General features: G+C 69.8%; 20 protein-coding genes. 13 read left to right on the top strand and 7 right to left on the bottom strand.

Annotated elements, in window-relative coordinates; all coding sequences use genetic code 11:
• Positions 1-77 precede the first annotated feature (77 nt).
• Entirely contained in the window at positions 78-557 is a 480-nt protein-coding gene (locus tag ACXJ3V_RS09925) for a DUF3817 domain-containing protein (RefSeq protein ID WP_457100131.1), read from the top strand.
• Positions 554-2,137 carry a glutamine-hydrolyzing GMP synthase gene (gene guaA, locus ACXJ3V_RS09920; protein WP_457100130.1) on the top strand — a complete coding sequence of 528 codons (1,584 nt, stop codon included), beginning with the start codon at positions 554-556 and terminating at the stop codon, positions 2,135-2,137. Before ACXJ3V_RS09925 ends, guaA begins: the two co-directional genes overlap by 4 nt.
• A 9-nt stretch (positions 2,138-2,146) precedes the next feature.
• Here the strand turns inward: guaA and ACXJ3V_RS09915 are convergent, their stop codons facing one another.
• Positions 2,147-3,175 carry an STAS-like domain-containing protein gene (locus ACXJ3V_RS09915; protein WP_457100129.1) on the bottom strand — a complete coding sequence of 343 codons (1,029 nt, stop codon included), beginning with the start codon at positions 3,173-3,175 and terminating at the stop codon, positions 2,147-2,149.
• Positions 3,176-3,375: 200 nt separating this feature from the next.
• On the opposite strand from ACXJ3V_RS09915, the gene ACXJ3V_RS09910 reads away from it, so the two are divergent.
• The gene (locus tag ACXJ3V_RS09910; RefSeq protein WP_457100128.1) at positions 3,376-3,825 is read left to right on the top strand and encodes a nitroreductase/quinone reductase family protein; all 450 of its coding nucleotides are present in this window, start codon (positions 3,376-3,378) and stop codon (positions 3,823-3,825) included.
• Positions 3,822-5,189: a glycosyltransferase gene (locus tag ACXJ3V_RS09905; protein ID WP_457100127.1), complete on the top strand. Its 1,368-nt coding sequence runs from the start codon at positions 3,822-3,824 to the stop codon at positions 5,187-5,189. The genes ACXJ3V_RS09910 and ACXJ3V_RS09905 overlap by 4 nt, the downstream gene beginning before the upstream one ends.
• A 112-nt stretch (positions 5,190-5,301) precedes the next feature.
• On the opposite strand, the gene ligD is transcribed toward ACXJ3V_RS09905, so the two are convergent.
• Both ligD and ACXJ3V_RS09895 read right to left on the bottom strand, forming a co-directional pair.
• Positions 5,302-6,537 carry a non-homologous end-joining DNA ligase gene (ligD, locus tag ACXJ3V_RS09900; protein ID WP_457100126.1) on the bottom strand — a complete coding sequence of 412 codons (1,236 nt, stop codon included), beginning with the start codon at positions 6,535-6,537 and terminating at the stop codon, positions 5,302-5,304.
• A gap of 260 nt (positions 6,538-6,797) precedes the next feature.
• Positions 6,798-7,724: a Bax inhibitor-1/YccA family protein gene (locus ACXJ3V_RS09895; protein WP_457100125.1), complete on the bottom strand. Its 927-nt coding sequence runs from the start codon at positions 7,722-7,724 to the stop codon at positions 6,798-6,800.
• Positions 7,725-7,877: 153 nt separating this feature from the next.
• On the opposite strand from ACXJ3V_RS09895, the gene ACXJ3V_RS09890 reads away from it, so the two are divergent.
• The 6 genes from ACXJ3V_RS09890 to ACXJ3V_RS09865 all read left to right on the top strand — a co-directional run bounded on the left by ACXJ3V_RS09890 (position 7,878) and on the right by ACXJ3V_RS09865 (position 15,886).
• Complete coding sequence (locus ACXJ3V_RS09890; RefSeq protein ID WP_457100124.1) at positions 7,878-8,903, top strand: glycerophosphodiester phosphodiesterase family protein; 1,026 nt, start codon at positions 7,878-7,880, stop codon at positions 8,901-8,903.
• A gap of 9 nt (positions 8,904-8,912) precedes the next feature.
• Complete coding sequence (locus ACXJ3V_RS09885; RefSeq protein ID WP_457100123.1) at positions 8,913-9,893, top strand: ABC transporter ATP-binding protein; 981 nt, start codon at positions 8,913-8,915, stop codon at positions 9,891-9,893.
• Positions 9,890-10,936 carry an ABC transporter permease gene (locus tag ACXJ3V_RS09880; RefSeq protein WP_457100122.1) on the top strand — a complete coding sequence of 349 codons (1,047 nt, stop codon included), beginning with the start codon at positions 9,890-9,892 and terminating at the stop codon, positions 10,934-10,936. The genes ACXJ3V_RS09885 and ACXJ3V_RS09880 overlap by 4 nt, the downstream gene beginning before the upstream one ends.
• An 88-nt stretch (positions 10,937-11,024) precedes the next feature.
• Positions 11,025-13,385, top strand: a complete 2,361-nt coding sequence (locus tag ACXJ3V_RS09875; protein WP_457100121.1) for an ATP-binding cassette domain-containing protein — start codon at positions 11,025-11,027, stop codon at positions 13,383-13,385.
• A gap of 177 nt (positions 13,386-13,562) precedes the next feature.
• Complete coding sequence (locus ACXJ3V_RS09870) at positions 13,563-14,681, top strand: fatty acid desaturase family protein (RefSeq protein ID WP_457100120.1); 1,119 nt, start codon at positions 13,563-13,565, stop codon at positions 14,679-14,681.
• A 71-nt stretch (positions 14,682-14,752) separates the two neighbouring features.
• Positions 14,753-15,886 (top strand): LLM class flavin-dependent oxidoreductase, encoded by a 1,134-nt coding sequence (locus tag ACXJ3V_RS09865; protein WP_457100119.1) that lies wholly within the window; start codon positions 14,753-14,755, stop codon positions 15,884-15,886.
• 15 nt (positions 15,887-15,901) lie between these two features.
• Here ACXJ3V_RS09865 and ACXJ3V_RS09860 read toward each other — a convergent pair whose 3' ends face one another.
• The gene (locus ACXJ3V_RS09860; RefSeq protein WP_457100118.1) at positions 15,902-16,939 is read right to left on the bottom strand and encodes an amidase domain-containing protein; all 1,038 of its coding nucleotides are present in this window, start codon (positions 16,937-16,939) and stop codon (positions 15,902-15,904) included.
• Between the two features lie 219 nt (positions 16,940-17,158).
• Positions 17,159-18,037 carry a CHAD domain-containing protein gene (locus tag ACXJ3V_RS09855; RefSeq protein WP_457100117.1) on the bottom strand — a complete coding sequence of 293 codons (879 nt, stop codon included), beginning with the start codon at positions 18,035-18,037 and terminating at the stop codon, positions 17,159-17,161.
• 87 nt (positions 18,038-18,124) lie between these two features.
• On the opposite strand from ACXJ3V_RS09855, the gene ACXJ3V_RS09850 reads away from it, so the two are divergent.
• The gene (locus ACXJ3V_RS09850) at positions 18,125-18,409 is read left to right on the top strand and encodes an ArsR/SmtB family transcription factor (protein ID WP_457100116.1); all 285 of its coding nucleotides are present in this window, start codon (positions 18,125-18,127) and stop codon (positions 18,407-18,409) included.
• Positions 18,406-18,801: a VOC family protein gene (locus tag ACXJ3V_RS09845; RefSeq protein ID WP_457100115.1), complete on the top strand. Its 396-nt coding sequence runs from the start codon at positions 18,406-18,408 to the stop codon at positions 18,799-18,801. The genes ACXJ3V_RS09850 and ACXJ3V_RS09845 overlap by 4 nt, the downstream gene beginning before the upstream one ends.
• Before the next feature lie 411 nt (positions 18,802-19,212).
• Here the strand turns inward: ACXJ3V_RS09845 and ACXJ3V_RS09840 are convergent, their stop codons facing one another.
• Together ACXJ3V_RS09840 and ACXJ3V_RS09835 are read right to left on the bottom strand one after the other, a co-directional pair.
• Complete coding sequence (locus ACXJ3V_RS09840; RefSeq protein ID WP_457100114.1) at positions 19,213-21,330, bottom strand: RecQ family ATP-dependent DNA helicase; 2,118 nt, start codon at positions 21,328-21,330, stop codon at positions 19,213-19,215.
• A gap of 47 nt (positions 21,331-21,377) precedes the next feature.
• Positions 21,378-22,493: a Zn-dependent alcohol dehydrogenase gene (locus ACXJ3V_RS09835; RefSeq protein ID WP_457100113.1), complete on the bottom strand. Its 1,116-nt coding sequence runs from the start codon at positions 22,491-22,493 to the stop codon at positions 21,378-21,380.
• Between the two features lie 232 nt (positions 22,494-22,725).
• Here ACXJ3V_RS09835 and ACXJ3V_RS09830 point away from each other — a divergent pair, with 232 nt between their 5' ends.
• Positions 22,726-23,568 carry a lysyl oxidase family protein gene (locus ACXJ3V_RS09830; protein WP_457100112.1) on the top strand — a complete coding sequence of 281 codons (843 nt, stop codon included), beginning with the start codon at positions 22,726-22,728 and terminating at the stop codon, positions 23,566-23,568.

The raw sequence follows: 23,568 nt of genomic DNA, 5'->3' as shown, positions 1-23,568 counted from the left end.
CTGGCTCCGCGGGCAGGCTGAGGGCCGGAGCCTCGCGCGGGCCGGGCCCCCGGCATCCCGCGTCTAGACTTGAACCCATGCCCGCCGCCCCCAAGCTCGCCACATTCCCGGCCATCCGGGGTGCGCTGAAGTTCTACCAGGTCGCCTCGATCATCACCGGCACGATGCTGCTGCTGCTCTGCGCCGAGATGATCGTCAAGTACTTCTTCGGGTACGAGCTGTTCCTCGGCGGGTCGGGTGGCTTCCTCTGGTTCGCCCCCGTCGTCGAGGGTCCGACCGGTCACGAGTCGACCGGCGACGGGGTCAACCTGTCGCTCGGCATCCTGGTCGCGCACGGCTGGTTCTACGTCGTCTACCTCTTCGCGTGCTTCCGCATGTGGAGCCTGATGCGCTGGCAGCTCCCGCGCTTCCTGCTGCTCGCCCTCGGCGGCATCATCCCCTTCCTCTCCTTCATCCTCGAGGGGCGCGTCGCCCGCGAGGTGCGGCAGTATCTCGCCCAGCGCGAGGCTGCCGAACTCGAGGCCCACCCCGCTCCAGCGACAGAAAGCACCCGTTGACCGAGCAGACCGAGACTTCCCAGCGACCCGTCCTCGTCGTCGACTTCGGCGCGCAGTACGCGCAGCTGATCGCCCGTCGCGTCCGCGAGGCCGGCGTGTACAGCGAGATCGTCCCGCACACGTCTTCCGCGGCCGAGATCGCGGCCAAGAACCCGGTGGGCATCATCCTCTCCGGCGGGCCTTCGTCGGTGTACGAGCCGGGCGCTCCGGCGCTCGACCCCGGCGTCTTCGACCTCGGAGTCCCCACCCTCGGCATCTGCTACGGCTTCCAGGTCATGGCGCAGGCACTCGGCGGCGAAGTCGCCAACACCGGACTCCGCGAATACGGAGCGACGGATGCCGCGGTCACGGGTGACGGCGGCGTGCTGCTGGGCGGCCAGCCCATCGAGCAGAACGTGTGGATGAGCCACGGCGACCAGGTCTCCCGCGCACCCGAAGGCTTCGACGTGCTCGCCTCGACGTCGGCCACCCCCGTGGCCGCGTTCGGCAGCGACGAGCGTCGCTTCTACGGCGTGCAGTGGCATCCGGAGGTCAAGCATTCCGACCACGGTCAGCAGGTGCTCGAGAACTTCCTGCACAAGGCCGCCGGTCTCCCGGCCGACTGGAACAGCGGCAACGTCATCGCCGAGCAGGTCGACAAGATCCGCGCCCAGGTTGGCTCGGGCCGCGTGATCTGCGGACTCTCCGGCGGCGTCGACTCCGCCGTCGCGGCAGCCATCGTGCACAAGGCCGTCGGCGACCAGCTCGTCTGCGTCTTCGTCGACCATGGCCTGCTGCGCAAGGACGAGCGCGAGCAAGTCGAGCAGGACTACGTCGCCGCGACCGGCGTTCGGCTGGTCACCGTCGACGCCCGCGAGCAGTTCCTCACCGCGCTCGCCGGTGTCTCCGACCCGGAGACCAAGCGCAAGATCATCGGCCGGGAGTTCATCCGCACCTTCGAGCAGGCCGAGGCCGACCTCGTCGCGGAGGCCGCGGCCGACGGTGAGCCGATCCGCTTCCTCGTGCAGGGCACCCTCTACCCCGACGTCGTCGAGTCCGGCGGGGGCGCGGGCACCGCGAACATCAAGTCGCACCACAACGTCGGCGGCCTCCCCGAGGACCTCCAGTTCGAGCTCGTCGAGCCGCTGCGCACCCTCTTCAAGGACGAGGTGCGCGCGATCGGCCGCGAGCTCGGTCTTCCCGAGGTGATCGTCGGACGACAGCCCTTTCCGGGCCCCGGGCTCGGCATCCGGATCGTCGGCGAGATCACCGCTGACCGTCTCGAGATTCTGCGGGATGCCGACGCGATCGCCCGTGAAGAGCTGACCCGCGCCGGTCTCGACAACGAGATCTGGCAGTGCCCGGTGGTGCTGCTCGCCGACGTGCGCTCGGTCGGAGTCCAGGGCGACGGCCGCACCTACGGCCATCCGATCGTGCTGCGGCCGGTGTCATCCGAAGACGCGATGACCGCGGACTGGACGCGCCTGCCGTACGACGTGCTCGCCCGGATCTCGAACCGCATCACCAATGAGGTGCGCGAGGTCAACCGCGTGGTGCTCGACGTCACGTCGAAGCCGCCGGGGACCATCGAGTGGGAGTGATCCGACGGATCAGCCGGTTTCGCGGCGCACTCGGTCGATCATGAGCTGCACGCCGCGGTTGGCGCCGAACGTCTCGAGCGCGGTGCCTGGGTGCTCCGTCCGCCACACGCGGAAGAGCTCGTCGGCGAAGCCCTGACCGATCAACTCGACACCGGCGAAATCCAGTTCGACGCGCGTGAACTGCTCGAGCCCGGCCGCGAACCGCTTGGCCTCGCTGCGGCTGATGAAGTCGCCCGCGACTGAGACGAGCTGAATGCGCGGAGTCGTTCGGTGGAACCCCGATTCCTCGTCCGCGTACGCATCGAAAACCGCGACCAAGTCGCGCTGCGTGTCGAGGTCGAGTATGAGAACCACGGTCGTCCCTGCACCGCTCGAGACGCCGAAGGCGACGTCTTCGATCAGGTTGTCGAAGACGACCCGAAAGCCGTTGGCCGAGATGTCGAAGCTGTCCACAGCCTTGGAAGTGAAGAAGATCCCTTCGCCGGAGTGGTGTGCCGGCGCGGTCGTCCTCTTGCCCTTGGTGATCTCGACGACCGCCTCCGCCGGCGAGGAGAGACCGGCCAGGGTCGCGAGATTCGCGAACACGCCCACGCCGTCATCGCCGATCGCGATGCGCGTTGTCCGAGCGGCGAGTGAAGCATCGATCACGACCGTGGAGCCTCGGGAATGATCGATGGCGTTGTTCACCATCTCCGTCACCGCGTAGTTGAGGATCGCCCGAGCCCGGACGGGCAGCGCGCCGATGTGGCCCTCGAGCTCGTCCCGCAGGCGCCTCCAGACGTCATCCTCGCTCAGGTTCTCGAGGACGAAGTCGTCGCGCCAGCTCCACTCGGGTCGAGCCACCTCGGCCCGTGCCGTCGGCGCGGCGCCTCGATGCGCCTGCCACTCGCGCATGAGCGTCGCGCGGTCGAATCTGCGATGCCCGCCTGGGGTCGTCTCTGCGCTCAGCACGCCGAGATCCGTCAGTTGTCGGACGCGACTCACCGAGAGGCCGACCAGTTGGGCGGCGTCCTTTATCGAGAGCGGGCGTTCCGCCACGAAGGCAACTCCTTACGTGAATCAACAGCCAGCAATCGCCGGTTGATTCATTTTGGTGATTTCTAGGGCAAATATCAACAATGTTGTTGAATTACGGCGGTGCTCGGCTACGTTGGCGTCATGAGTCGCGCAAGAATCACCAATGAGTGTTGATTTTGAACCACGACTGCGTCGAGGAGTACGGCAAGATGTAAGGCGTGATGGCGCGCTACGTGAAGCCCTCCCGGATCGATGTCGCCTTCAACGGGATGATGGGCGGGCTCGGTCGCATGGGAGTTTCGTTGGCGGGCAGCCGCGTGCTCGCGGTGCGCGGCCGCACCAGCGGTGAATGGCGCACAACGCCGGTCAACCCGCTGCGCCTCGGCGGCGAGCGATTCCTCATCGCCCCCCGGGGGCACACGCAGTGGGTGCGCAACCTGCGCGTCTCCGGCACGGGTGAACTGAGGCACGGACGTCGGGTGGAGGTGTTCCGCGCTGAGGAAGTGACGGATGCCGACAAGCCGGCCATTCTGCGGGAGTACCTGCGGGTCTGGGCCTGGGAGGTGGGCAGGTTCTTCGACGGCGTCGACGCGTCAGCCCCCGACGCCAGGCTCGCGGAGCTCGCGCCCGACTTCCCTGTGTTCCGCATCGAGACGGTGGTGTCGGCGTGAGCGATGTGACCGCTTTGCCGGACGCTGAGTATCTCGTCTTGGCGAGCCGGCTCGTGCCCGACCGCGACGGCGGGTTCACGATCTCGGTGCTGCGCCGTGCGCTCGACATGGCCGGGGCCGGTGCGGCCCCGACGCTGCTCACCATCGATCCGGGCGAGACCTCCGACCACGACGCCGACCGCACCGAGTGGGTCAGGCGCGGACTCCTGGTCGAGCCGGCCGCACTGCGGAACCTCTTCGACGACGCCCGCGCCGACCCCTCCTGGCTGCGCGCGGCGGCGCTGCCCGGGCCGGTGCCCGACTCGGCGTGGCCGTACCGGCCGATCGTCGATGCGGCCGGTGCCGTCGTGCTCGAGCTGCCCGTGGTCAGCGGCGACCCGGCCTGGCACCTCACCGACGCGCCGGTGCGGGTGTGGGGTGACGGCGCCATCGTCGGGTGGCTGCCCGGGTACGCCGGGCTGTACCGGGCCTGGGTCAATGCCGTCGCGGCGCGGGCGAACAAGCCCGTCGTGCTGCTGTGCGAGGCGCGTCAGGTGGGCGAGGCTCTCGTGGCCGCCGGCGAGCCCGCCCTCGACCCCGCCGTGCGGATCCTGCACACGACCCACGCCTGTCACGTCCTCGCGCCGTTCGCCTGGGACTCGCCCATCGAGCCGGCCTGGGAACGGTGGTTCGCCGTCGCGGATCGGTTCGACGCCGTGCTGTGGCTCACGCCGAGTCAGCTGCGGGATGTCGAGCGGCGCGTGGGACGCGGCATCCGCTCGTTCGTGGTCCCGCATCCCGCGCAGGCGCCGGCAGCCGTCGAGCCCGCGTCGGTTGCCGGGCGGATCGTGATGCTCAACTCGCTGATCCCGCGCAAGCGCGTCGACCACGCGGTGCGTGCGATGGTGGCGGTGCGGGCCGCGGTGCCGCACGCGCAGCTGCACGTTTACGGCGACGGCGCGCAGCGCGCCGAGCTCGAGGCGCTCGCGGATGAGCTGGGTCTCTCCGATGCCATTGAACTTCGGGGTCACACGGCGGATACGACCCAGGCGTGGGCGCAGGCTGACGCGTTCGTGCTGGCGAGCACGAACGAAGGACAGCCGCTCGTGGTGCTCGAGGCGCTCGGCGCCGGGGTGCCGGTCGTCAGCTACGACCTGCCGTACGGCCCGCGCGACACCCTCGCCCGGGGCGGCGGCGTGCTCGTGCCCGATGGCGACATCGACGCCCTCGGGGCCGCCCTGATCGCGGTGCTCGGTGACCGGGACCTGCGCGCGCGGCTGTCGGCGGAGGGGCTGGCCGCGGCGGCGGAGATGGATGCCTCGGCCTCGATGCACGCGCTGGGTGCGGCCGTGCGCGCCGCCCTCGAGCACCCCGTCCGGCGCTGAACCCCTTCGCCGGCTCGGCCAGTTGAGGGGATCTCGGCAACTGAGGGCGGATTGGCGCGAGGCATCCTCAGACAGCCGGATCTCCTCAGCAGCCCGGCATTTCAGGCGGCGGCTACGGCCGTCCTGGCCAGGTCCTTCCGGCCCACGGGTCGTAGTCGGCGAGCAGTTCGCCTTGGGCCGGGCGCTCCGTCTCGGGCACGTGCTGCAGGTTGATCCGCACCCGGTACCAGAGCGAGCTCGACCCGCGCATGCCGTCGATCAGCACATCGGCCGGATGCAGCTGCGCGGCCACCTCGGCGTTCGCCGCGATCCAGGTCTGGAGCATCCCGAGCGCTTCCGACTTGGTCTTGGTGCGGGCGACCTCGATGAGCGGCATCGTCGAGGCGCGCCGGCCATCGGCCGAGGTGCCGCGCGGGGGCTTCTCGGCGGGGCCCAGTTCCTCGGCGAGCCGCAGCAGCCCCGCGAGCGAGCCGACCGCGTCGTCGATGCCCGCGTGCGCGTCGCCGCGCTCGGCGAACCGCTCGAGCACCGTCGGCACGGTGAACTCCTCGGGGAGCCGGATGCCGACCTCGTCCCAGTCCAGCGGCATCGACACGCGCGCGTCGGGGAGCGCGCGCACCGAATACGCGGATGCCACGGTGCGATCCTTCGCGTTCTGGTTGAAGTCGACGAACACGCTCTCGCCGCGCTCCTCCTTCCACCAGCGCGCCGTCGCGAGTCCGGGTGCGCGGTTCTCGACCTCGCGGGCGAGGGTCTCGGCGGCGAGCCGCACCGCGGTGAAGTCCCACTCAGGAGAGATCCGCACCAGGATGTGCAGGCCGCGGGATCCGCTCGTCTTGGGCCAGCCCACGAGCCCGTAGTCGTCGAGCACCTCGCGCGCGACCATGGCCACGTCGACGATCTGCCGCCACTGCACCCCCGGCATCGGGTCGAGGTCGACGCGCAGCTCGTCGGGATGATCGAGATCTTCGGCGCGGACCGGGTGCGGGTTGAGGTCGAGGCATCCGAGATTCACGACCCAGGCGAGCCCCGCGGCATCCCGCACCACCGCCTCCTCGGCCGACGTGCCGCGGGCGTAGTGCAGGGTCGCGGTGTCGATGTAGTCGGGGTGGTTCTCGGGCACGCGCTTCTGGAAGAAGGGCTCGGCGTTGATGCCCTTGACGAAGCGCTTGAGCACCATCGGCCGGCCGCCCGCGCCGCGGAGCGCCCCGTCCGCGACGGCGATGTAGTACTTCACGAGGTCGAGCTTGGTCACCCCCGCCTGCGGGAAGACGACCTTGTCGGGGCTCGACACCCGCACCTCATGGCCGTTCACCTCGAGGAACGTCTCGGTCGACTTCGCGCTCACCCCTCCACGCTACGGGGCGGACGGATGCCGCGGCCAGGCCTATGCGGGTGATCGGCGGCATCTCTCCCCGTCCCGGTACGCCTCTCCTCCGCTGGACGGAGGGGATGGGGCGAGGGGAGGGCCGAATCCGCGGCATCCGTCCTCCCTTGCTCGCGAACCCTCCGCTCAGCGGAGGGAAGGGCGCAGGGAACGACGGACGGGGCACCGGGAACGACGAAAGGGCCGTCCCAGATGGGACGGCCCTTTCGGCAGAACTGCAGCTAGTTGCTGCCTCGGAGGATCGCGAGGATGCGCAGGATCTCGATGTACAGCCAGACGACGGTCACCATGATGCCGAAGCCGCCGAGCCAGCCGTACTTGCGGGGAGCGCCGTTGCGAACGCCCTGCTGGATCGAGTCGAAGTCCAGCACCAGCGAGTACGCCGCCATGATGACCACGAGCACGCCGATGATGAGGCCGAGCGGGATGCCGAAGACCTGCTGGCTGTAGATGCCGAACGGGCCGGCGCTGTCGGGGCCGCTGAAGGCGCCGAACATCATCATCACGACGTTGATCAGGCCGAACACCAGGTAGCCGATCATCGCGATCATGAAGACCTTGGTCGCACGCTTGGAGGCGCGCACCTTGCCGCTGGCGAACAGGGCGAGGGTGACGCCGACGACGGCGAGCGTCGCGACGGTCGCCTGCACGACGATGCCGGGCCACAGGTACTCGAAGTAGGCCGAGATGCCACCGACGAAGAGGCCTTCGAAGGCGGCGTACCCGAAGATCAGGGCCGGGCGGATCGCCTTGCGCGAGCCGAAGGCCACGATCATTGCGAAGACGAAGCCGCCGAGGGCGCCGATCGTCCACGGCAGGAACGTGGGCTCCGGGTTGGTCACGGTGACCGGCGACATGGTCCACACCCAGCCGACGGCGGCGGTGGCCAGCAGCACGACGAACAGGGCGAGGGTCTTCAGGACGGTGTCCTCGACGGTCATCCGGCCGGTGTCGATGGCGTTCGCCGAGGGTGCGACGAACGCGCCCTCGAGCCGTGCCTGGGTCGCGGCATCCAAACCGGCTTGCGACGTCGTCGCATACTGGGTGGTCGCGCCCAGGTTCGCAGCCTGCGGGCCGCCCGGGTAGCTCTTGACGGCGCGGGGATCCTGGAACGCCGGGTTGTTGAATGCGGGGTTTGACGTTGCCATGCCCGTTCACACTCCAAAGTCGGTGCACAGCGATGTGCTGTGTGGATCAACGATAACTGATAGAGGAGGGGCGAGTTCGGCGCGGTTCTGGGAGACGCCTATGAGGATCGACGGCTCGGCGCGGGCCGCGCGCGCCGCGGATAGCCTGGACGGATGCCGCGCACCCGTCCGCTCGTCATCGGGCATCGAGGTGCGCCGGGTTACCGGCCTGAGCACAGCCGGTCCTCGTACGACCTCGCCCTGGCGATGGGAGTGGATGCCGTCGAGCCCGACATCGTCATCAGCCGCGACGGCGTGCTCGTGGTGCGGCACGAGAACGAGATCGGATCCACGACCGATGTCGGCACCCGCCCGGAGTTCGCCGACCGCCGTACGACGAAGACGGTCGACGGCGTAGAGCTGACCGGATGGTTCACCGAGGACTTCACGGCCGCCGAGCTCACCTCGCTGCGCTGCCGCGAGCGCCTGCCCAAAGTGCGGGCGACGAGCGCCTCCTTCGACGACAGCCAGCCGGTGCTGCTGCTCCGTGACGTGCTCGACCTCGTGCGTGCGGGTTCGCTGGAGCAGGGCCGCGAGATCGGCGTCGTCCTCGAGATCAAGCACGCCACCTACTTCGCCGGCTGCGGCTGGGACATGGCCGCCCTGATCGAGGCGGAGCTGCGGGCGGCGGGCTGGGCGGACGGCGAGCTGCCGCTGATCCTCGAGTCGTTCGAGTCGACGGTGCTGCAGCAGCTGCAGGAACGCGGCATCCGGGGCACCTACATCTACCTGCTCGACGCCACCGGGAAGCCGGCCGACCTGGTCGCGGCAGAAGGCGCCAAGGCCCCGACCTACGCGCAGACCGCGAGCCCAGCCGGGCTGGACGGCCTCGTCGGACGGGTCGACGGGATCAGCGTCGCCAAGCGGATGATCCTCGGCCCCGACCGGCTGGGCCGCGTCGCCGGGCCGTCGAGCCTCGTCGCCGACGCGCACGCCCGTGGCCTCCGGGTGTTCACCTGGACCTGCCGACCCGAGAACACCTTCCTGGTGGGACAGTTCCGCGGCCGTGGCGGATCCGCCGCATTCGGCGATTGGGAGGCGGAGTGGGCGGTGATCCGGGATGCCGGGATCGACGGCGTCTTCGTCGACCACCCCGACCTCGGCATGGCGTTCTTCGGTTCGCCCGCCAACCATCCCTAGAGTGGGGCGATGACTGCCCCCGGCATCGCCGCCAGAGGTGTGCGACGCTCCTTCGGAGACGTCCACGCCGTCCGAGACGTCGGGTTCGAGGCGCAAGCCGGTCGGATCACCGGCCTGGTCGGCCCGAACGGCGCAGGCAAGACGACCTTGCTGCTCATGCTCGCCTCGCTGCTGGCGCCCGACGACGGCGAGCTGCGCGTCGGTGGAGTCGACCCGGTGACGCATCCGCAGGATGCGAGGCGGCTCGTAGGCTGGATGCCCGACGCCCTAGGCGCATGGCCTTCGCTGACGGCCCGCGAATCGCTCGTCGTGACGGGACGGCTGTACGGGATGCCGCGCACCGCCGCCGAGCAGCGGGCCAACGAGCTGCTGCACCTGCTGACGCTCACCGACCTCGCCGACGTCCCGGCGCGCGTGCTCTCGCGCGGGCAGAAGCAGAAGCTCGGGCTCGCGCGTGCCCTGGTGCACGACCCCCAGGTGCTGCTGCTCGACGAGCCGGCGTCGGGGCTCGACCCGCAGGCGCGCGTGCAGCTGCGCGAGCTGCTGCGGCAGCTGGCCGCAGAGGGACGCACGATCCTCATCTCGAGCCACATCCTCATCGAGCTCGAGGAGCTCGTCGACGATGCCGTATTCCTCGTCGCGGGCCGCACGGTCGACCCGGTGCAGGCGGCAGCGGGAACGCAGCGGGCCTGGCGGATCCGAGTGGCGGGCGAGCTCGACCTCGACGCGGTCGTCCGCGCGCTGGGGATCAGCACCGCGGACGTGCGAGCCGATCGTGGCGCGGCCCTCGTCGCGTTCGAGTCCGAAGACGCAGCCGCTGCCGGGCTGCGCGCGCTGGTGACGGGTGGAGTTGCGGTCATCGAGTACGGGCCGGTGCTGGGCTCGCTCGAGACCGCCTATCTCGACCTCGACTCGCGGGCAGCGCCGCCGCCGCCGGCGGAGCCCGCCGACGAAGCGCCGGCCGACGGGTCGCAGGGAGAGGCCTCATGAACCTCGATCGGATCGGCACGATCGTGCGGCTGGAGCTCACGCAGCGTGTGCGAAGCGTCGCCTGGTACGTCCTGCTCGGAGTCTTCGCCGTCCTGCTCCTGCTGGTGACCGTGCTCTCGTTCCTCGCCTTCTCATCCCAGGAGACGAGGGGCGGGAGCGTCTACGCGGTCGTCGTCTATTTCGTGCTCCTGCTCGTCGTGCTGGTCTCGCCGACGCTGAGCGGCAACGCGATCAATGGGGATCGGGATGCCGCGACGCTCGCTCCCGTGCAGGTCACGCTCGCCACGACCGGCGAGATCGTGCTCGGCAAGTTCCTGGCCGCGTGGGTCACAGGGCTCGCGTTCCTTGCCGTTGCAGTGCCGTTCATCGTCGCGAGCACCGTCGCAGGTGGGGTGAGCATCGCGACGATGGCGATCTCCCTGCTCGTACTGATCGTCGAGACCGCGATCGTCGCGGCGATCGGCGTCGCACTGAGCGGCATCCTCGCCCGCCCGCTCTTCTCCGTCGCCTCGACCTATCTGGTCGTCGCCGCGCTCTGTGTCGGCACCCTCATCGCGTTCGGCCTGAGCGGCGCCGTCGTCCGGTCCGAAGCGACCAGCTCGTACCGCAGCATCGAATTCGACAGCCAGGGCAATCCCGTCGAGCCGCAGACCTGCGGACCGTGGCAGACCGACACCTACGAGATGCCACGCTACGACTACGTGTGGTGGATGCTGACGCCGAACCCCTTCGTGATCCTCGCCGACGCCACCCCCGCAACCTTCGACCGATCCGGGTACCCGGTGGATCTGTTCAGCCAGATCAAGACCGGCATGCGGTTGGCTCAGCTCCCGCCCGACCTCGAGTACGTCTGGGACGACTGCGATCGCGTGACCCAGCAGAGCAGCCAGCCGGCGCCGCGAGAGCTCCTCGACAGCACGGTGCCGAGCTGGTTCGTCGGCCTCGCGCTGCAGCTCGTACTCGCCGCGGGACTCCTCTGGTGGGCATGGGCGCGCACGCGCACCCCCGCGCGTCGGCTTCCCCCCGGTACCCGCATCGCCTGAGTCGCCGTCGACGGCGGGCAGCGGCATCCGTCCCTCTGGTTGAATCGGACAGGCGAACGAAGCGGTGTCGCCGCGGATGGAGACGAGCATGACCACGGACCCGAAGACTGCGCCGGCGGACAGCCACGACCTGATCCGGGTGCAGGGCGCGCGCGAGAACAACCTCAAGGACATCAGCGTCGAGCTGCCCAAGCGGCGCCTGACCGTGTTCACCGGCGTCTCCGGCTCGGGCAAGAGCTCGCTCGTGTTCTCGACGATCGCCGCCGAGTCGCAGCGGATGATCAACGAGACCTACAGCTCGTTCGTGCAGGGGTTCATGCCGTCGCTCGCACGCCCAGACGTCGATGTGCTCGACGGCCTCACCACGGCGATCATCGTCGACCAGGAGCGGATGGGCGCGAACTCGCGATCGACCGTCGGCACGGTCACCGACGCGAACGCCATGCTGCGGATCCTGTTCAGCAGGCTCGGGATGCCGCACATCGGGTCGCCGCAGGCGTTCTCGTTCAACGTGCCCTCGGTGAAGGGCGGCGGGGCGATCACGATCGAAGGCAAGGGGACGATCCGGCGCAGCTTCGCCCAGACCGGCGGCATGTGCCCTCGTTGCGAGGGGATGGGGTCGGTCTCGGACATCGACCTCACGCAGATCGTCGATGAGTCCAAGTCGCTCGCCGGCGGCGCCATCACGGTGCCCGGCTACACCGCCGACGGCTGGTCGGTGCGGATGTTCACCGAGTCCGGCTTCTTCGATGCCGACAAGCCGATCCGCGACTACAGCAAGACCGAGCGCGACGACCTGCTCTACAAGGAGCCGGTCAAGGTGAAGATCAACGGCATCAACATCACCTACGAAGGGCTCGTCCCGAAGGTGCAGAAGTCGATGCTGTCGAAGGACGTCAACGCGATGCAGCCGCACATCCGCGCATTCGTGGAGCGGGCGGTCGCCTTCACCGCGTGTCCGGAATGCGGCGGTACCCGCCTCAGTGAGGGCGCCCGAGCCTCGAAGATCAAGGGCATCAGCATCGCCGATGCCTGCGCGATGCAGATCAGCGACCTCGCCGACTGGGTGCGGGGACTGGATGATCCCTCGGTCGCGCCGCTGCTCGCGAACCTGCGCGACGCCCTCGACTCCTTCGTCGACATCGGCCTCGGCTACCTCTCGCTCGACCGGCCTTCGGGCACGCTCTCGGGCGGCGAGGCGCAGCGCACCAAGATGATCCGGCACCTGGGATCCTCGCTCACCGACATCACGTATGTCTTCGACGAACCGACGATCGGCCTGCACCCGCACGATATCCAGCGGATGAACCAGCTGCTGATCCAGCTGCGCGACAAGGGCAACACCGTCCTCGTCGTCGAGCACAAGCCCGAGGCGATCGCGATCGCCGACCACGTCGTCGACCTCGGTCCTGGTGCCGGATCGGCCGGCGGCGAAGTCGTGTTCGAGGGGACGGTCGCGGAGCTCCGGGCCAGCGGCACGCTGACCGGTCGGCACCTCGACTACCGCGCTTCGGTGAAGGCGGCGGTGCGCAAGCCCTCCGGAGTGCTCGAGGTGCGCGGCGCCGACAGCCACAACCTGCAGAACGTCGATGTCGACATCCCCCGAGGCGTGCTCTGCGTCATCACCGGGGTCGCCGGCTCGGGCAAGAGCTCGCTCATCCACGGCTCGGTCGCACCGCAGGACGGGGTGGTGACCATCGACCAGGGCGCGATCCGCGGCTCGCGGCGCAGCAATCCGGCGACCTACACCGGCCTGCTCGAGCCCATCCGCAAGCAGTTCGCGAAGGTGAACGGCGTCAAGCCCGCTCTGTTCAGCGCGAACTCCGAAGGCGCCTGCCCGAACTGCAACGGCGCCGGGGTGATCTACACCGACCTCGGCGTCATGGCGAGCGTCTCGACGGTCTGCGAGGTCTGCGAGGGCAAGCGATTCGACCAGTCGGTGCTCGAATACCACCTCGGCGGGCGCGACATCAGCGAGGTGCTCGGGATGTCGGTGACCGAGGCGGAGGAGTTCTTCCGGGCAGGCGAGGCCAAGCTGCCGGCCGCCCACACGATCCTCAAGCGGCTCGCCGACGTCGGGCTCGGCTACCTCACGATCGGCCAGCCCCTCACCACCCTGTCGGGCGGCGAGCGGCAGCGGCTCAAGCTCGCGACCCACATGGGCGAGAAGGGCGGCGTGTACGTCCTCGACGAGCCGACCACCGGCCTGCACCTCGCCGATGTCGAGCAGCTGCTCGGCCTGCTCGACCGGCTCGTGGACTCCGGCAAGACCGTGATCGTCATCGAGCACCACCAGGCCGTGATGGCGCACGCCGATTGGATCATCGACCTCGGCCCTGGTGCCGGGCACGACGGCGGGCGCGTCGTCTTCGAGGGCACGCCGGCCGACGTGGTCGCGGATCGGTCCACCCTGACCGGGCAGCACCTCGCCACCTACGTCGGGGCCTGAGCCGGCCTGCGCCGAACGCGGCTGAGCAGCTCCCCCCAACCTGTGAGCCGTCCAGGTAGGGGGCGTAGCGTCCCGTTCATGGACACGAAAGTGACTGCGATCGGGTTGGTTCCCGCCCGCGGCAAGGCAGGTGGCTCCACCCGCCGCTAGCGGGCGTCCGCCGCAGGACGAGTCATCATGAGCCTCGTTCGCACGACGACAGCTCGGACCGCAGGAGCCCCCCGCGGGGCCAGCGAATTCTCCGAACTCGCGCGACGGGTCCGCGACAGCGGACTGCTGCGTCGCAGATACGGCTACTACTGGACCAAGCTGATCGCGCTGCCGCTGGTGCTGGTGGCGTGCCTGGTGGCCTTCGTCTTCATCGGCGACACCTGGTGGCAGCTGTTCACCGCCGCGGCGCTCGCGGTCGTGCTCACGCAGATCGCGTTCCTGGGCCACGATGCCGCGCATCGGCAGATCTTCGTGTCGGGCCGGTGGAACGACTGGGTCAGCCTGGTGCTGGCCGACCTGCTCGTGGGTCTGAGCTACGGCTGGTGGCAGCACAAGCACACCCGGCATCACGCCAACCCGAACAAGATCGAGGCGGACCCCGACATCGAGGTGCCGGTGATCGCCGTGGCCCCGGATCGGGTCACGGTGCACCGCTCGCCGCCGTTCGCCTGGCTGCGCGCGCATCAGGGGCTGTTCTTCTTCCCCGTCCTGATGCTGGAGGGCCTGTCGCTGCACGCCTCCGGCGTGCGCCGGGTGTTCTCGCGCGGGCATCTCGATCGGCGCTGGGTGGAGATCGGCTTCCTCAGCTTCCGAATCGGCGGATTCCTCGTCCTGGTGTTCCTCGTGCTCTCACCCGGGATCGCCTTCGTCTTCCTCGGCATCCAGCTCGGACTGTTCGGCCTCTATATGGGCATGTCGTTCGCGCCGAACCACAAAGGGATGCCGATCGTGCCGCGCGGCGTCGTGCTCGACTTCCTGCACCGTCAGGTCATGATGAGCCGCGACATCCGCGGTCCTCGTCTGCTCGACGTGGTGATGGGCGGGCTCAATTACCAGATCGAGCACCACCTGTTCCCGTCGATGCCCCGGCCGCACCTGCGCCGGGCCGCCGCGATGATCTCGGAGTACTGCCGCGAGCACGATGTGCCGTACACCGAGACGGGACTGTTCACGTCGTATGCCATCGTGGTCCGCTACATCAACCGCGTGGGGATGGGGGAGCGCGACGTCTTCACGTGCCCGCTCGTCGCCGACCGCGCCGCGATCGGGGCGCCGGTGCACACGGCGATCGAAGCCGGCGTCTGATCCAGGTCGTCCGCGGGTCGAAGTGTGACGTTCGACTCCGCGGTGCTCGGCGTGCTCCCTAGCCTGTTGAGGTGACGCCCTCGACTGCCCCCTCGCCCCCCTCGGACGACAAGGTCGTGCTGGATTGGTTCCTCCCGCTCACGGGTGACTCGCGCACCGACCTGAGCATGGGCAGCGCGACCAGCAACGAGCGGATCGCGAGCGCGCAGCGCGAGCCGAGCATCGCCTATCTGTCGCAGATCGCCCGCGCCGCGGAACAGCTCGACTTTCAGTCGGTGCTCGTGCCGGTGGGCAGCGGCAACGAGGAGAGCTGGACGATCGCCACGGCGCTGACCCAGCACACCCGCACCCTCGAATACCTCATCGCCGTGCGCCCCGGCCTGATCTCGCCGACCCTGCAAGCGCAGATCGCGTCCACCTTCCAGACCATCAGCGGTGGGCGGCTGCGGATCAACGTCGTCGTGGGCGGCGAGGACTTCGAGCAGAAGCGGTTCGGCGACCACCTCGGCCACGACCTGCGGTACCGCCGCGCGGCCGAGTATGTCGGCATCCTGAAACGGCTCTGGGCGGGCGAGCGCGTGACCCACCAGGGCGAGTTCTTCCATGTGGAAGACGCCTACGTCAACTCGCCGGCATCCATTCCCGAGATCTACCTCGGCGGATCATCGGATGCCGCGATCGAGGTCGCGGCGGAGCACGCCGATGTCTATCTGACCTGGGGCGAACCGCCCGCGCAGGCGGGGGAGAAGATCGCGCGGGTGCGGGCGGCCGCTGCCGCGCGCGGGCGCACGCTGCGCTTCGGCATCCGTCTGCACGCGATCGCACGGCCGGAGTCCGACCAGGCGTGGGCCATCGCCGACGCGCTCGTCGCGGGCCTCGACCCCGAGCTGATCGCGCGCAAGCGCAGCGCGTTCGCGTCTTCGGGGTCGGTCGGGCAGCAGCGGCAGGCGGCCCTCAGCGGCGGCGGCGGCACGACCCGCACCGACCTCGAGATCCACCCGGGCCTGTGGGCGGGCGTCGGGCTCGTGCGCGGCGGCGCCGGTACGGCGCTCGTCGGCAGCTACCGGGAGGTCGCCGACCTCATCGAGGAGTACCACTCGTACGGCTTCACCGAGTTCGTGATGTCGGGGTACCCGCATCTCGAGGAGGCGTACTGGTTCGCGGAGGGCGTGCGGCCCGAGCTCGGCCGGCGCGGCCTGCTTTAGGACCCGGCGTCCGGCTCAGGGGATCGAGTAGATCCGCACCGTCGACCCGGACGCCTTGTCGGTCAGCGTCGCCGGGAATGGGCGGTACTGGCCGTCGGTGTTGTGACTCGCGAACGAGATCACCGGGCCGTCGGGGGAGTACCCGACCCGCGAGACGGTCATGGTGTGATCCAGCCCGGGGCCGGTGTCGCCCCAGTTGAAGATGCCGACGTCGCCCACGCGCACGCGGTCGAGGTTGTCGGCAGTCGCGTAGGTGAAGCCCTGCGCGGTCAGGTAGGCGTCGAGGTCGGGCGTCGAGCGCCACGCCTTCGACGCCTCCCACGGTCCGCCCGAGTTCCACGCGGCATCCATCACCCAGCCTCGCGCGAGCAGGCCCTGGCTGGCGAAGTTGACGCAGTCGCCGCCTGCGGGGTTGTAGTCGCCCCACACTGCCGTGTTGTAGTCGTTCGCGTGGGCGAGGAGGTAGTCCACCTGGGCGGCTGCGGAGCCGCCGGTCGGCTGCGCGCTCGAGCCTTTCGCTGCGGCGATGATCGTGTCGCGGTAGGCCTGGGCGTCCGCACGCACCGCGTCCGCGGCGGTCGACGTCGCCTCGAGGGCGGCGGCGAGCTTCTCCGGCGGCGCTTTGCGCAGCTTTTTGATCTGCGCGTAGAGGGCGGCTTCGACGCCCTGCTCGGCATCCGACCAGTCCGCGAGCACGTTCTCGGCGCCCGCGACGGCCTCCTTCTGGAATGCTGCGACGGCGGCGCTCATGGCGTCGGCGGCCGCGGCGGTCTGCTCATCGGTCGGCTGTGCGGCGCCGGCCGCGTCGCGTGCGGACGCGAGGGCAGCGGATGCCTCGGCCGGCGCGACCGAGGACGATACGGCGGTCGCGGCATCGGCGATGGCGACGAGGTCGTCGAGGGTGTGGCGCACTTCCGCGGCCGCTGCGGCGCCCGCGATCCGGGGGACGACGACGGCTGCCAGCGCGATCAGGACGACGACGAGCAGCACCCCGGCGCGCCGGCGCCGGAACATGCGGCGGCGCGCGGCACGTTCTCGCGCGGACAGGCTCACCGCGCGAGGATATCCCGGGCTCGCGCCTGGACTCGGGAGGTGGCTCAGCAGGTCGCGGACTCGACTTTGCACGAGGTTCCGGGGCCTTCCTCCGTTGAGCGGAGGGGATCGGCCGGGGGGAGGGTCGGATGCCGCGAGTCGGTCCTCCCCTCGCCTCATCCACTCCGGCCGGCGGAGGGTCCCGCCGCCCTAGGTCGGGGCGTGCGGCGCCTAGTTGAACTACGCGGCGATGGCCTCGACGGCGGCGGCGAGCTTCGGCGTGGCGTGGTCGACCCCATCGAGCGCGGCGTCGGCGAGGGCGCGTGCGGCCGCGGCCAGATCGTCGTAGCCCGAGGTCTGCTCCTGGGCGCGCCCCGCGCGGACGCGCGCCCGCTCGATGCGCTGCACGAGCAGCACGGCATCGCGGTGATCGCCGAGGCGCTTCTGAATGCGATGGGCCGCCGTCCCGACGCGGCGGGTGCGCCGCCCGAACAGCCCCGGCGGGTCGATCATCGCGGCCTCGACGGCGTATCGCAGCCCGCGGGCGCTCTTGCGGTACTCGTGCTGGGACTCGAGCGAGCCGGTCATGTCCTCCGCCGTGCGCAGCGTGTCCTCGCCTTCCCGGGCCAGGGTCGTTTTGAGGACGGATGCCGGGGCCGCGGCCTCCGGAGTCATCGGCGGATTCGCGGCGAAGTCGTGCAGGCGGGCACGCGTGGCGCGCAGGCGTTCGAGGTCGTGGATCTCGAGGAGGCGCTGGTACGCGGCCGTGGCCGCTGCGCGCTCGGTCGCGATGAGTCGCTCGTGCAGCCGGGGGTCGTCGCGCGCGGACGGGAGGTCGGCGAGCAGCGACTCGGCCTGGGCGGCGGCCACCTCGCGGTCGCGGACGACGCCGAGGGCCGCGCCCCACTCGCGGAGCTGGAGGCGCAGCTCGTCGACGGCGAACGGGTCGAACAGGTCGCGGAACACCTTGAGCGTGCTGCGCAGCCGCCGGACGACGTTGCGGTGCTCGTGCACGCCCTCCGGCTCGCGGGCCAGCATCGCCCGCTCGGTCTCGTCGAACTGCCGCACGAGCTCGCGGAGGGCGTCGGTGATCACGTCACCCGCGAGGAGGTCAGGCATGCGATCCACCATGCTCGCTGTCGGCGCCGTGGGCAATCCCCGCGTCGTCTCTTGATATGCAAGTCACCACTTGCCTATCATGGGCTCGTGGTGGATGTCTTCCGAGCGCTCGACGATGAGACGAGGCGGCTGATCCTCGACGAGCTGTCGGCGCGGGACGGGCAGACCCTCTTCGAGATCTGCACCGTGCTGCTGACCCGGCACGGGCTCGGCCACACGCGGCAGGCCATCTCGCAGCACCTCGGCGTGCTCGAGGAAGCCGGCCTGGTCGTGACGGAGCGACGAGGTCGCTCCAAGTTCCACTACTTCACCCCCGCACCGCTGGCCGAGATCACCGAGCGGTGGCCCCAGAGAAAGAGGACCGGACCATGAGAATCGAACTCACGAGCGTGTTCGTCGACGATCAGCGAGCCGCGCTCGCCTTCTACACCGAGGTGCTCGGCTTCACGAAGCACCACGACGTCCCGCTCGGCGAGGACTCCTGGCTCACCGTGCTCTCGCCGGAGGGCGGGGCGGAGCTGCTGCTCGAGCCGTCGAAGCACCCGGCGGTGGGGCCCTATCGCGACGCGCTCGTGGCGGATGGCATCCCGCTCGCTCAATTCGCGGTCGACGATCTCGCCGCCGAGCACGCCCGGCTGACTGAGCGGGGCGTGGTGTTCACCCAGCCTCCGACCGACATCGGCATGGCGATAGTCGCCGTCTTCGACGACACCTGCGGCAACCTCATCCAGCTCATCGAGGCGAAGACGGATGCCGCGCCCTGACGCGCGGTGACGTCCGGGGCGGTGATCGCAGCCGCACAGGCGGTGATCGCGCCTCATAACCGAGGAGATTCGCATTACCGAGGACGCCCGGAGCCCGCGGCATCCTCGGAAGTGCGAATCTCCTCAGAACGGGTGGGGCGGCCACGGGTTGAGCCCAGGGCCGCGCGGGCCGCGATCGCGCCGCACAGCTGAGGAGATTCGCATTGCTCAGGATGCCGGGAGCCCGCGGCATCCTCGGGGGTGCGAATCTCCTCGGATCGGGCCGCCCCTCGTGGGGGCAGCTCCCAGTCAGCGCCGGACCGCGCGTGGTAGCCTTCAGGTGATAGGCGGATTTCTCATCCGTCTCGCCCCGGCCGCGTGGTAACGGTCGGGGCTTTTTCCTTGCCCGAGTTGAGCCTCGGTCCGCCCGACTCAGCCGCGGAGCGCGAGGGCGAAGGGCAGCACCGCGGTCGCTCCGGCGGCTCGCAGCTCGCGCGCGGCCACGGTCATCGTCCACCTGCTGTCGACGAGGTCGTCGATGAGCAGCACGGGACCGGCCGGCACGTCGAGACCCGCCGCACTGAACCGCTGCCAGACTCCGGCGAGCCGGAAGGCGCTGTTGCCGCCGGGCCCACCCACAGGGCCGCCGTCCACGAGCTCGAGGGCACCGAGCAGCGGCATGCGCCCGACGTCGGCGATGCCGCGCGCCAGGGTGCTCACCAGCTGCGGCTTCGAGCGCGACGGCATCGCGACCACGGCGACCGGACGCTCGGGCCACCCCCAGTCGGCCAGCACCCGGACGCAGGCGGCGAGCACATTCGGCGGAACCGGACTGTCCGTGGCGCTCGCCGCGAACAGCTCGCGCAGTGTTCCGCCCCACCCGAGGTCGGTGAGGCGGGCGAGCGCCCTTCCCTCGTCCGACTGCTCGCCGGCGGGAATGCGGCCCCGCACGGGCACGCCGAGGCGGTCCGCGCCGGTCGGCCACTGGCGGCGCGGCTCGATCGGCACCCCGACGCGATCGAGGGCGGCGGATGCGGCATCCGTCGCGTCCTTGCCGATCGCGGTCGCGAACCAGGCGCCCGCGCAGTTGTCGCAGCGCCCGCACGGCGTCGCGGTGTCGTCGTCGAGGGAGCGCTGCAGGAACTCCATGCGGCACGCGCGGGTCTCTTCGTACTCGACCATGTGCTGCTGCTCGGCGATGCGTTCCGCGGCGATCCGGCCGTAGCGCTCCTCGTCGTACGTCCACGGTCGACCGGTGGCGATCCAGCCGCCCTGCACGCGGCCGACCGCACCGTCGACGTCGAGCACCTTGAGCAGCAGTTCGAGCGGAGTGCGACGGATGTCGACCATGGCCTCGAGCGCCGGCGTCGACAGCGGGGTGCCCGAGGCGGACAGGGCCGAGAGCACGCGCTCGGCGCGCTCACGGTCGGGCATCGACGCCGTGGCGAAGTAGTGCCAGATGTCACGGTCTTCGACGCCGGGGAGCAGGAGCACGTCGGCGGAGGCGGTGGCGCGGCCGGCGCGGCCGACCTGCTGGTAGTACGACACCGGCGACGAGGGCGCACCGAGATGGATCACGAAGCCGAGGTCGGGCTTGTCGAATCCCATGCCCAGGGCGCTGGTCGCGACGAGCGCCTTGACCCGGTTGTTCTTCAGGAGGGACTCGGATTCCTCGCGCTCGTCCGGGTCGGTCTGGCCCGTGTACGCGCGCACCTCGTATCCGCGGTCGCGGAGGAGCCGGGCGGTGTCGTTCGCGGCCGCGACGGTGAGCGTGTAGATGATGCCCGAGCCGGGGAGGTCGCCCAGGTGGCTGATGAGCCATGCGAGCCGGCTCGGCGCGTCGGGCAGCCGCAGCACGCCGAGCCGCAGCGAGGTGCGCGCGAGAGGGCCGCGGATGACGAGGACCTCGGGCGACGCGCCGCTCTCGTCGAGCGCGCCGAGCTGCTCGGCGACATCCGCCACGACCCGGCTGTTGGCGGTCGCCGTGGTCGCGAGCACGGGAACCCCGGCGGGGATCCGGGCGATGAGGTCGCGAAGCCGGCGATAGTCGGGGCGGAAGTCGTGTCCCCAGTCGCTGATGCAGTGCGCCTCGTCGACGACGAGCAGTCCGATCCTCGGCACCAGCTGCGGCAGCTGCTGGTCGCGGAACGACGGGTTGTTGAGCCGCTCCGGAGACACCAGCAGCACGTCGACCTCGTCGCGGTCGAGCTGCGCGAGCACGTCGCTCCACTCGTGCGCGTTCGTGGAGTTGATCGCGACCGCCCGCACACCGGCACGCTGCGCCGCGGCGATCTGGTCGCGCATGAGCGCCAGCAGCGGCGAGACCAGCACGGTGGGTCCGGCGCCGCGGCGGCGCAGCAGCAGCGTCGCGACGAAGTACACCGCCGACTTGCCCCACCCGGTGCGCTGCACCACGAGGGCCCGGCGGCGGGCGTCAACGAGCGCCTCGATCGCCTCGAACTGGCCGTCGTGGAAGTCGGCGTCGTCGCGGCCGACGAGCGTGCGCAGGATGTCGAGTGCCTGGGCACGCACGGGCGTCGTCGAGGTCATCGCTCCACCCTGCCTCATGCCACCGACGCGGCGAGCCGGGCGCCGAGTCAGGAAGACGGCATCGAGGGGATGAGGAGCTGGCGCAGCGCGTCTCCGGATGCCAGCCGGTCCAGGCTGTCTTCGGCGTCTGCGAGCGGCCGACGTGCGCTGATCAGCTCATCCACGAAGAGCCGCCCGGCCATGTACTCGTCGACCAGCCAGGGAATGTCCCGCGAGGGGCGGATGCCACCGTAGTTGGAGCCGATGATCCGCTGATCCAGGTCGACGAGCGTCTGGGGCTCGAACGAGACCTTGGTTCCGGCGGCGGGAATGCCGACGACAACGGCGCTTCCACCGATTGCGAGCATCCGAATGCACTGGTCTGTGACCGGCGCCTTGCCGATCGCGTCGAACGCGTAGTCCACCCCCTCCGGGAGGAGCTCACGCACACGGTCGGCGACATCCTGTCCAGGCTCGATGACGATCACGTCGGTCGCGCCGAGGCGAACCGCGAGCTCCGTCTTGTCGTCGCGCACGTCGACGGCGATGATCCGCTCCGCCCTCGCGAGCCGGGCACCCTGAACGATCGAGAGTCCGACGCCCCCGCAGCCGACGACCGCCACCGTGGCGCCGGCGGGCACCTGGGCCGTATTGCGCACCGCACCGACACCGGTGGCGATGGCGCAGCCGATGATCGAGATCGCTTCGAGCGGTGCGTCATCGCGCACCTTGATAGCTCCGGATGCCGGCACCACGGCGCGCTCGGCGAAGGCCGATGTGCCGAGATAGTGGTGCAGGCGCTCGTCGCCGATGCTGAGCCGGGTCGTACCGTCGTTGAGGGTGCCGCCGAGCGCGACGATCCCCGCCGCCACCTCGCATCGCACCTCACGCCCGAGCAGGCAGTTGCGGCACTCGCCGCAGGGGGCTACCCAGGAGAGGACGACATGATCGCCGACCTGCAGATGAGAGACCCCCTCACCGAGAGCTGTCACGATTCCACTGCCCTCGTGTCCCATCACCAGTGGGACCGGCAGCTCCCACTCGCCGCGCCGGACATGCAGGTCGCTGTGGCAGACGCCGGCCGCCGCGATGGCGACCTCGACCTCACCTCGCCGCGGGGGGTTCAGCTGGACCTCCTCGAGGGAGACGGGCTCGCCGGCATCCCGGAAGACGATGGCTTTCATGCTGTCGGGGCGCCACTCTCAGTGGTGGTCATGCGGTTGTCTCCTACAGCCTTCGGGTTGCCAATGTCCGAGAGCCTAGGTATCAGCCGAACTAGAGGACAACCCGGATATGTACGATGCCAACCATAGGGTTAGCCTATGGTCGCCTCGGGGCGGCCCTTGTGCGGCTATCGGTGCAGTGGAAGCATGCAGCCATAAGAGACGTGGGGTCTTCTTTGGGGGGATGGCCGCCATGTCGCGGAAGTCGGTTCTTGCTGTGCTGCTCGTGTCGATCTTCGCCTTGGGGTTCGGTGGTCCTGCCAGCGCCTACGACACCCCGCCCCCGGAAGACCTGCCCGCCGACGCGATCCTCCCGGACGTCATCGAGGAGGTCCCGCATCACCTTCAGATCCAGAACACCCAGGGACAAGAATGGCTGCGCTTCTCGACGACGCACATCAACGTCGGCCCGGGTAATCTCCAGATTCGCGGGGGAGGGCAGGTGCAGTCGTGTGAGACCGACGACATCGAGTACGCCCAGTGCACCATCGCCACGCAGGAGATCCTCAACGCTGCGGGCGACATCGTCTACCGGCATCCAGCCGGCGTCGCCGTCTTCCACCCCGAGCACAATCACTGGCACCAGTCCGCGGTGGCGGAGTTCGACGTGCGCACCGATCCCGACGATCCGTCGACCGCGGTCGCGCACGGCGTCAAGATCACGTTCTGCTTCGTCGACGTCGAGTTCATCGGAACGAACGGTGTGCTGAAGAAGGCCAAGCCGCGAACCTACTTCGAGTGCAACGGCGAACTGCAGGGCCTCGCGTCGTGGTGGGCGGACTCGTACCACCAGTCGACGCCGCTCCAGGAGCTCGAGATCACCGGCATCCCAGAGGGCACCTACTATCTGACCCACACCGCTGATCCAGACGACCACTGGATCGAGTCGGACGAGGACAACAACTTCACTTGGGTCGAGTTCTTCCTCGACCGCCATGGGGACGACGCCGCACCGAACGGCAATGCATCCGTGACGGTCACCGGAAACTCTGGATGCGTCCCCGCGATCGTCTGTGGGTTCGGCGGCAACCCCTGA

Source organism: Microbacterium sp. P5_E9 (assembly GCF_054049175.1).
Note: the sequence above shows the minus strand (reverse complement) of the source record. Positions and strands in the feature narration are given on the sequence as shown.

Excerpts from the sequence above, each read along its gene's own strand:
- ACXJ3V_RS09855 (WP_457100117.1), bottom strand. The coding sequence starts at position 18,037 with ATGCCTGACCTCCTCGCGGGTGACGTGATCACCGACGCCCTCCGCGAG.
- ACXJ3V_RS09875 (WP_457100121.1), top strand. The coding sequence starts at position 11,025 with ATGACCACGGACCCGAAGACTGCGCCGGCGGACAGCCACGACCTGATC.
- ACXJ3V_RS09830 (WP_457100112.1), top strand. The coding sequence starts at position 22,726 with ATGTCGCGGAAGTCGGTTCTTGCTGTGCTGCTCGTGTCGATCTTCGCC.
- ACXJ3V_RS09910 (WP_457100128.1), top strand. The coding sequence starts at position 3,376 with ATGGCGCGCTACGTGAAGCCCTCCCGGATCGATGTCGCCTTCAACGGG.
- ACXJ3V_RS09925 (WP_457100131.1), top strand. The coding sequence starts at position 78 with ATGCCCGCCGCCCCCAAGCTCGCCACATTCCCGGCCATCCGGGGTGCG.
- ACXJ3V_RS09870 (WP_457100120.1), top strand. The coding sequence starts at position 13,563 with ATGAGCCTCGTTCGCACGACGACAGCTCGGACCGCAGGAGCCCCCCGC.
- ACXJ3V_RS09890 (WP_457100124.1), top strand. The coding sequence starts at position 7,878 with ATGCCGCGCACCCGTCCGCTCGTCATCGGGCATCGAGGTGCGCCGGGT.
- ACXJ3V_RS09885 (WP_457100123.1), top strand. The coding sequence starts at position 8,913 with ATGACTGCCCCCGGCATCGCCGCCAGAGGTGTGCGACGCTCCTTCGGA.
- ACXJ3V_RS09840 (WP_457100114.1), bottom strand. The coding sequence starts at position 21,330 with ATGACCTCGACGACGCCCGTGCGTGCCCAGGCACTCGACATCCTGCGC.
- ACXJ3V_RS09895 (WP_457100125.1), bottom strand. The coding sequence starts at position 7,724 with ATGGCAACGTCAAACCCCGCATTCAACAACCCGGCGTTCCAGGATCCC.
- ACXJ3V_RS09835 (WP_457100113.1), bottom strand. The coding sequence starts at position 22,493 with ATGAAAGCCATCGTCTTCCGGGATGCCGGCGAGCCCGTCTCCCTCGAG.
- ACXJ3V_RS09845 (WP_457100115.1), top strand. The coding sequence starts at position 18,406 with ATGAGAATCGAACTCACGAGCGTGTTCGTCGACGATCAGCGAGCCGCG.
- ACXJ3V_RS09880 (WP_457100122.1), top strand. The coding sequence starts at position 9,890 with ATGAACCTCGATCGGATCGGCACGATCGTGCGGCTGGAGCTCACGCAG.